The 8,968-nt window shown below is 42.4% G+C and carries 5 protein-coding genes and 2 pseudogenes; 3 read left to right on the forward strand and 4 right to left on the reverse strand.

Features of this window, described 5'->3' with window-relative positions; all coding sequences use genetic code 11:
• Nucleotides 1-3,100: choice-of-anchor Q domain-containing protein (locus B9G53_RS15470; protein ID WP_303396077.1), on the forward strand; the 3,100-nt coding region annotated here is incomplete at its 5' end.
• Nucleotides 3,101-3,258: 158 nt separating this feature from the next.
• Nucleotides 3,259-4,926, forward strand: coding sequence for a ShlB/FhaC/HecB family hemolysin secretion/activation protein (locus B9G53_RS15475; RefSeq protein WP_094533855.1), 1,668 nt, complete (start codon nucleotides 3,259-3,261; stop codon nucleotides 4,924-4,926).
• 190 nt (nucleotides 4,927-5,116) lie between these two features.
• Here the strand turns inward: B9G53_RS15475 and B9G53_RS15480 are convergent, their stop codons facing one another.
• The 3 genes from B9G53_RS15480 to B9G53_RS15490 all read right to left on the reverse strand — a co-directional run bounded on the left by B9G53_RS15480 (nucleotide 5,117) and on the right by B9G53_RS15490 (nucleotide 7,801).
• Nucleotides 5,117-5,791 (reverse strand): DUF4033 domain-containing protein, encoded by a 675-nt coding sequence (locus B9G53_RS15480; protein ID WP_094533857.1) that lies wholly within the window; start codon nucleotides 5,789-5,791, stop codon nucleotides 5,117-5,119.
• Between the two features lie 177 nt (nucleotides 5,792-5,968).
• Nucleotides 5,969-6,832, reverse strand: coding sequence for a hypothetical protein (locus B9G53_RS28555; RefSeq protein ID WP_254923674.1), 864 nt, complete (start codon nucleotides 6,830-6,832; stop codon nucleotides 5,969-5,971).
• A gap of 540 nt (nucleotides 6,833-7,372) precedes the next feature.
• The gene (locus tag B9G53_RS15490; protein WP_094533861.1) at nucleotides 7,373-7,801 is read right to left on the reverse strand and encodes a transposase; all 429 of its coding nucleotides are present in this window, start codon (nucleotides 7,799-7,801) and stop codon (nucleotides 7,373-7,375) included.
• Between the two features lie 297 nt (nucleotides 7,802-8,098).
• Here B9G53_RS15490 and B9G53_RS15495 point away from each other — a divergent pair.
• A pseudogene (locus B9G53_RS15495) lies at nucleotides 8,099-8,613 on the forward strand (transposase); the annotation flags it as partial.
• A gap of 142 nt (nucleotides 8,614-8,755) precedes the next feature.
• Here B9G53_RS15495 and B9G53_RS15500 read toward each other — a convergent pair.
• A pseudogene (locus tag B9G53_RS15500) lies at nucleotides 8,756-8,968 on the reverse strand (transposase); the annotation flags it as partial.

Below are 8,968 nucleotides of genomic sequence, written 5' to 3' on the forward strand. Positions count from 1 at the left end.
GTTCATTCTTARCCCTGCGGSAATAGTGTTTGGAGCTAATGCGAGTTTGAATGTGCCAGCCAATTTCTCGGCTACGACCGCAACAGGAATCCAAGTAGGAAATGGATGGTTTGGAATTAATAGCAGCGTTGATGAGGTTCGCAACCTCACGGGTAATGTAACAGGCTATGGTTTTACTAACACTTTGCCGAGTTTGGATAATTCTCCATCAGGGGTAATTTCCAATGAAGGGAATCTTCAAACTAAGATCGGAAAAAGTGTCACTTTAGTAGGGGGTATGGTAGTAAATACAGGCACGATCGCCACACCTGAGGGGAACATTACGATCGCAGCCACACCTGACAATAAATTCATCAAAATTACCAATGAAGGCAGTTTGATGAGTCTCGAACTACCGATTGCTGATCAGCAAGTAGTTGGCAATGCTCCTGTGCTGCGGGGTGTGGATTTACCAAGCTTACTTATTGGTAAGATATCGGGAACGGCGATTGCATCGGGTAATTTAGATGTGTCGGGAAACAATGGTGGGAATGTCCAAGTTTTAGGTGATAACGTCGGTTTAGTAAACGCCAATATCAATGCAAATGGAATCAATGGTGGTGGTACGGTGTTGATTGGTGGCGATTTGCAAGGTACTGGCACAACACCTAAGTCGCTATCCACAACGGTTGATGCAAGTAGCACGATTAATGCTGATGCTTTAACCAATGGCAATGGCGGTAAAGTAATTGTATGGGCAGACGATACAACAAAATTTGATGGCACTATTACGGCAAAATCTGGGACACAAAGCGGTAATGGTGGACTAGTTGAGACTTCTGGCAAAAATACTCTCATCGTGGGCAATACCGCTCAGGTTAACACTTCATCTCCGCAGGGTTTATCAGGTAATTGGCTGCTCGATCCAACTTCAATTACGGTGGTGGCGGCTGGTGGGATTGACCCTGATGTTGCTACAGCTAATGCTAATGCGGGTGCTAGTACTATTGATAGTGCTGTAATTGTGACAGCACTTGGCGTTGGTAATGTCACTCTCACTGCAACTAATTTGATTACTGTCGATGCGGCAATCAATTCTGTTTCTGGAAATAACTTAGCCCTCAATGCACCCACCATCAATCTCAATGCACCGATTACTTTAACAGGTACTCTCGCAGGTAATTCGACTACGGTCAATGTGGGTGCTGCGGGTACGGTGAAAAATGGTGTGGATGCAGCGAATTCTGGCGCGACAGTAAATTTAGCAGCTTCTACTTATACATTAGCAGAAACAGTTCTGATTAATAAAAGCCTGACATTAAATGGTGCAGGTGCAAATAACACTACTGTCAGTGGTAACAATGCTGTCCAAATTTTTAATATTGGGAATAATATCACTGTCAACATAAATGACTTGACTGTTGCAGAGGGAAGATCTGTCTCTGAATCAGGGGGGGCAAATATTGCTGATGGATCGACGCTGAACCTTAATAGAACTATCTTTTCTAGGAATACTGGTGGGGGTCAAGGTGCGGCAATTTTTAATCCTAGTGGTGGCATACTTAATGTCGATAACAGTATCTTCTCTAACAATTCGGCAAATGCAGGAAGTGGCATTGCAACTTTTGGCACAGCCACAGTCTCTAACAGTACCTTTTCTAACAACTCAGCAAATATAATTGGTGCTTTTTACAGCGGAGGTGGAATATCTACAATCTCTAACAGTACCTTCTCTGGCAATACATTAATTAACAGAGCAGGAGCAGCAGTTTTGAATCAGGATGGTACAACTAATATCTTTAATAGCACCTTCTCTGGCAATTCAACAGGTGTTAATGGTAGAGGAATTATCTTTAACTTCTCAGGTACAACCAACATCTCCAATAGCACTGTTTTTGGCAATGCGCCCAATCCACAGGGAGCTATTTTTACCGAAGGTGGTACAACTAATATCGCGAATAGCATCATACTAGGTAATTCGACAGTCGGAAATCCTGAAATCTTTGTAACAGATAGAATATCTCCAGTGGGAACGGGGACTATCAATTTTACTGGAGCAAATATTGTTGGCGCTGATGGAACAAGTGGCATTAGCATTAGTGGCAATGGAACTGTTACAGGCGTAACGCCGATCACTCCGACTGGAGCAGCTAGCACTGTAATTAGTACCACCCTTGCTAATAATGGCAGCCTCACGCAAACATTTGCCCTTGTCCCTGACAGTATTGCGATTGATGCAAGCAGCACCACAGGTGGTGCAATTCCCACCACATCCGACCAACGCGGTATCCTTACAGTTAATGGTACTCGTGACATTGGTGCATTTGAGTCGAGAGGATTTACTCTCACTCCTATCAACGGAACCACACCACAAAGTACCACTGTTAACACATTATTTGGGAATCTCTTAGGGGTTGCTGTCAGCTTTGATTCTGTTGGATCGGTGGATGGAAGAACAGTTACCTTTACAGCACCCAACACCCTAGCATCCGGTCTGTTTGGTGCAACCAGCACCACCACAGCAACAATTACAGGAGGTATAGCCACTGCTGAAGCTTTCCGAGCTAATTCCACATCGGGAACTTACAACGTTACAGCTACAGTAACAGGCTCCACCGCCGCCGCAGACTTTAGGCTAACCAACACCTCAGTCGTTGTCCCACCCACTGCCGACTTTAGCTCAACCAACGACTCAGTCGTTATCCCACCTGTCATAACACCAAAGCCAGACATAGATCCTAACAAGGAGACTCGTCGCCATGATGAGAAGAAAGTGTTGGTTTTACCATCATTAACTCCGATCGCATTTCTCTCAGCCGATGACATTGAATTCCAGCGCTTTGATAAATTCTTGATCGCAATCGTCGAGTTTATGAATAAGGATGGTGGAGATTTAGTGATCAACGCTAATGAGATTTGGAAAGATGCCGATATCAGTATCATTAATGAATCGAGTAACCAAGAGGTGATTAAATTAGCAATCCGTCGTTTAATCGGTAAATTTATTGGCAATGAATATATCGATCTAGTAGATGTCACCTTTGAAACTAAAAAAGACAAGAAAAATATTTTGCTTAAGGTTCGCAAATCTCCAAAATTTGCGAGGTTTCTCAAGGATTAAATGCCAAAATCCACGATTTACTTTTCCAAAAAAAGTAAATTGATAATCTGAGCCTATGCAGGCTTAATGGTTATATGCTTTTACCGCGCAGTTTGTTTCAGTCTATATTATAGGCATGAAATACATCAACAGAATGATTAAATGGTGTGAGCAGAATAATGACCAATCAAACAAAAGACTCCATCAAGAGCTTACTGTGGACAATCATAATTAGTTCAGGATATTTTGTGCTACCCAGCTATGCTGAAACGATCGCATTAAACCCAAAGAATGCAAAGCTAAATGAGACAATAACCAAGACAACCAAAACCACGATCGCCCAAGCACAAACTATCAATCAAGTTCAGTTGATTGGTAATACTGTCCTTAATTCTGAGGCGATCGCACTTATACTTCAGCCACTCCAAGGTCAATCTGTCACTCCAGAGCAAGTTAAAGCTGCTGCCGAAGCCATCACCCAACTGTATATCAGCAATGGTTACATCAACTCGCTTGCTCAGTTTGACCCAACCGATCCTCAAAGCATCGTTGATGGAGTTGCTCACATCAAAGTGATCGAAGGACAAATAGAAAGAGTTGATATTGTAGGTACTGTCCAAACCAATCCCGACTATGTGCGATCGCGAGTGGAATTAGGGATATCGAAGCCTTTCAATGCTAACTCTGTCGAGGATCAATTGCGACTATTAAAAGCCGATCCTTTATTCAAAAATATCGCCTCTAGTCTTAAACCCAGTAGCGAAGCAGGTAAAAGTTTGCTAGTTGTTCAGGTTGAAGAGGCAAATCAGTTTGGAGGTTCCGTCAGCTTTGACAATTACTCACCTGTCGCTGTTGGTTCCGAACGAATGGGCGCAGCATTAACCTATCGTAACCTTACAGGATTTGGCGATTTGCTAGCAGCATCCTACTATCGCAGCACTACAGGTGGATCTAATCTCTATGATTTTAGCTACAGTATTCCTGTTAACCCCATGAATGGAACTGTAGCCATTCGCTACGCACCAAATAATTATCGGATTACCGATCCAGACTTTGCTGCCTTTAATATTCGGGGTGCAAGCAGTCTTTATGATATCGTTTATCGCCAACCATTAATTCGCAATCCCCGTGAAGAGTTTGCTCTATCACTAGGCTTCGCCCATCAAACTGGACAAACCTTCCTATTCGAGAACCTTGCAACCCCCTTTGGTATTGGACCCGATGCAAATGGGATCAGCACCACCAGCGTATTTCGCTTCGGACAAGACTATACCCTACGCGATCAAGATGGTGCATGGTCTTTGCGATCGCAATTCAATCTTGGTACAGGATTATTTAATGCCACTTATGCTGAAGTAACACCAACTGCTAGCTTTTTTAGCTGGCTAGGACAGGCTCAACGAGTGCAAGTACTTGGCTCAGATGCACTCCTGATTGCTTCTATAGATTCGCAACTATCCGCTAATCCTTTATTACCATCGCAACAATTTACGATTGGCGGCGGACAGTCACTACGCGGATTTCGACAAAATTCACGATCAGGAGACAATGGGATTCGCCTCAGCCTCGAAACTCGCTTAGTGGCGGTTCGCGATCAAGAGACTCAGCGATCGATTCTCCAAATAGCTCCATTTATCGATCTCGGCGCAATTTGGAATAATGGTAATAATCCTACACCTTCATCATCACAAAATTTTCTTGCCGCTGGAGGATTGGGTGTGATTATCGAGCCAATTAAAAACTTTGTGATGCGGATTGATGCTGCACTTCCATTTGTAAACTTACAAGGACGAGGTAACAATCTCCAAGATGCTGCTGTGTATTTCAGCACTAGCTACCAGTTCTAATACCAAAACACAAAACGGCTACGCCATTTTGTGAATTAAAAAACCTTACTGGGTTTGGTTTTTAATTCACAAAAGTGTGATGACACTTTTGTGAATTGGGATAATGCAAATTTTTCTGAGGACATAAAACCCAAAAGAGTAATGGCAGAGCGAAGCCCCGCCATTACTCTTTTGGGTTTTGATGAGTTTGCTAATTTAGCTTGGGACATGCATCATTAGAAAAGCTTGCTGTTGGACATTGTTGCTTTAAACATGGTTGATTGTAGTCAGGGTCATTTTCAGAAGTGAGGGGAACTTGTCCAAAAATCATCTCGCAACTTAAATCTTCAAAGTTGGGGGTCATGGTGAGGGGGATACCAAACTTCTCAGTGAAAAATGTTTGAGTTGGGACTTTACACATGTTGACACACATGCCAACACAGCCACTATCCACCAGATAACGACATTTTTTAATATGCACAGCCGAAGGTTGCGATCGCACCGTTCCATCAGCAAGCTTTATCTCAGCTTCAGCGACTTCACAGGGACCCACTAGCCACTCAAACAATTGTGCTGCAAACCACGCATTAAGCACACATACCAGTCTTGTCGGAGAAAAGAATGTGCGAACAACCCATAGAGCGGGTGCTGGAACTAAAGATTGCAATACTTGCGCTACAAGCACCTGCTGCTCTTGAGCATTGCGTCCTTGCATAATTTGTTTCGACAAATCAACAAAGCCATCATAGCCGTCGATTTTGGTTCCCTTACCCAAAGCTTGAGCCATCTTGCGAGAAAACAGCCCAATGAATAGGCGATCGATTAAATTATCGTTGTATTCATCCTTAGCAATAGGCGCAATAGGTTGTACGGCTTTAGACTGCATAGATCCCTTTTAAATCAGACTACCAAGATTTACTCTAACGATCTTAACTGAATTTTCAATCACCCAGCGCTTTGCGCTGTGATTAGCTAGGCACAATTAAATATAAAAGCCAGAGTCAAAACCTGTGACGCACGCGCAGCGTGCGTCACAGGTTTTGACTCTGGCTTTAGCGATCGCTTAAGCTTCTGGGGGATTAATCACCAACACCCGCACTTTAGAATGAGTTGTGGCAATATCTTCATCTACAGGATCGTTTTGATTTTGTTTTAAGTCAAGTTTTAAACCCAGAAACCCTAAGGATTGACAAATAAGTTCGCGGACGATCTCCGAGTTCTCACTTAATTCCGATGTAAACACGATCGCATCCATACCACCTAAACTCATAAGCATGGAGCCAAGGCAAGATCGCAAACGATGAAGGTAAATATCTAAGGCTTGTTTTGCTCTGGAATTATCTGTATCAATCGCAGATCCCACCGATTTTGGATTATTAGATTTCGCAGAAGTAGCAACTAAACTCGATTCTTGTTCTACTTCTTTCTTTGATGAATCATCAGGGGCGTTATCCTGTCGCATCATCTCATTTAAAACATTGGTATCAATTGAGCCAGAGCTATAATCAATCATCAAACCTTCTAAGGGAGTGAATCCTGTAGCCGTATCAATGATCTGACCATTATGAATGGCGGCAAGAGAACAACCACTGTCTAAATTACAAGTAATCAGTCGCAAGTCTTTAATATCTCGTTTTAAGACTTCGGCAGATCTTTGAGCGCAGTAATAGTGGATGCTTTCGTTCAGTCCGTAATGTCGTTTATCAACTTCTACAGGGATACTAGAAACTGTAGAAATGTTCGCTAGATCAGCAGCATGAGGAATAGTTTCAAGTTTGTCCGCAGGCTCATCATCCTCTATCAGTCCCTTGACGACGATCTCTTCCCAATCCAAATCTAGCCTTGCACAAATTTCAAAAAATGTGTAACGATCGACTGGTTTTCCTGCAAAAAAACGCCAAATTGGCTGCCGTGTTTTGATACCCACTTCTTCTGCAAGATAATCTTGAGTCCAACCTTTTTGAGCAAACCGCTTTTTAGCTTGCTTGATACCTGCTGCTGAGGCTTTTAATGATCGCTTAGAGATGACAGAAATCTCCTATTCTTAATTTTGATAATACAAACTGATTATAGCCAAAATCTAATAGCCCCAATGTATATATTTAAAACAAAATCAAACATTTTGAACAAATCAAACAACTGGCTATATATAGCAGTGCTTAAATTAGTTAAGAAAAATCAAAAACCAAAAGATTGAGGAACTTTTACCTTAATAAACTTCTTGCAGAACCGAAAATATGATATGTTAGAGGGTTAACTTTACATATAAGAAATTGTGGGTTTAGAGTATCAATCTATAGCTGTTGATGTGATTGCAGCTAAAACAAATCAGCCAATGATTCTATCATGAAATCGGTTCTGCAAGAGAAATCACCATTTTCTTTATCTTCCAATTGCTTGAATTTTTAACTCGCCACCGTCACTTTCAACTCTAAACCTATCTAGTGAAACAGATAAAGGTAAGAATTCAGGTAAGAAAGGGGATGAGAGAGATGGAAGAAAGATCACTCAGATCTTGCAGCATTCCTGAATATCTAATGGGAATAGGTTTGAGAACAATTACAAAGCCATGACGAGCAGCAATATCGGCGCTAATGCGGATATATCTGAGAAGTTTCAACCAAAGAACAGAAGGGAATAAAACCGAAAGGATTAAATCAGAGGCAGTTTTCCAGTCCAAGACAGGAGGAAGTGACCATTGATCGATCCAATGAGCTAAAAGATAAGCAATTAGAGATAGAATCAACCAACGAAAAACGCCAAGTTTTGTAGACTGCCCAAAACAATGCAAACCAAAGCGATGTTTGATGGCTTTGAAGAAAGCCTCAATCGCCCAACGCTTACGCCCTAAAATAATTAGATAAGCCCCAGAATTAGGGATGAGAAGAAATAACAAAGCGTAACTCGCGTTTGCTATCAGCTCTTTTGAGCCAGAACCAAGGAGAGAGTAAAGTGAGATGTGTAAAGTCTGGGATGTATGGAGAGAGATAATCTAGACACACAATACCAACACTAAAAACAGATGAATATACGCAAAGAATTGCTAGATAAATTGTTGCAAGAATGTAAAACTCCACCCGACCTATTGCGGTTTTCAGTTGACCCCGTACAGCTAAAGCCTGAATTTTGTATATATTTCAGACCACCATTTTTGCTCGTACTCATAATGAAAGCCGCAATATTCGGAGAAGGAGGAATCCTGAAGCAACTAACGACTGCGTTGGTGGAGCGAGCCTTGGAAGCAGAATTATCAACCCATCTAGGGTACAAGAAGCATCAATCCAAACCAGAAGGACAAAGCAACAGTCGCAATGGCTATAGCCAGAAAAAGCTCCAAGGAGACTTCGGCTACGCCGAAATCGCAGTCCCCCGCGATCGCTAAGGTGAGTTTGAACCGCAGATGGCGAAGAAAGGACAAAGCCGCCTCCAAATCTTGGCACAGTCATTGGGTGCACATTATCCCCTTCTTTGCTTTCCCAAACGAGATTCGCAGAGCAATTTATACCACCAATGCGATTGAGTCGATGAATAGCAGTTTGCGGAAGGTGATTAAATCTCAACAGATTTTTCCTTCCGATGAAGCTGCTTTCAAATTGGTTTATTTGGCAATGCGGAATATCTCGAAGAAGTGGACGAGGCTCGATTCAGGGTTGGAAACCTGCTCTCAATCGCTTTGCCATCCTCTTCGAGGATCGTCTCCACTTCTAGCTTCTAGACTTTACCCAATCTGATTGACAGTCTGGAGTCTAGACTAAGTTGATTAAGAAAATCAGAAAAAGAGCAGGAAGAAGCAACCCAGAGAATGGAGAACTGAGCAAATCCAAGAGAATGAAAAGGAGAATATTTAGGATTAGGTATTAGGGTTGTCTTTGTTGACCTTTTTTTGACGAGAAGCGCGTTTTTTGATGATGGGAAAGCGCGGAAAAGGATCTCGCTTGCGTCCAGATTTCCAACCAAGAGACTTACCGCGAGGTTTTGGAGAACAAGCAGGAGAGCCAATCCTAACTAAAAGTGTCGCAAAGCCCTGAGCGACCCGACCAAAGGTGAGATTAGTTTGCGGTTT

The organism is Pseudanabaena sp. SR411, from assembly GCF_002251945.1.
Classification (GTDB): Bacteria; Cyanobacteriota; Cyanobacteriia; order Pseudanabaenales; family Pseudanabaenaceae; genus Pseudanabaena.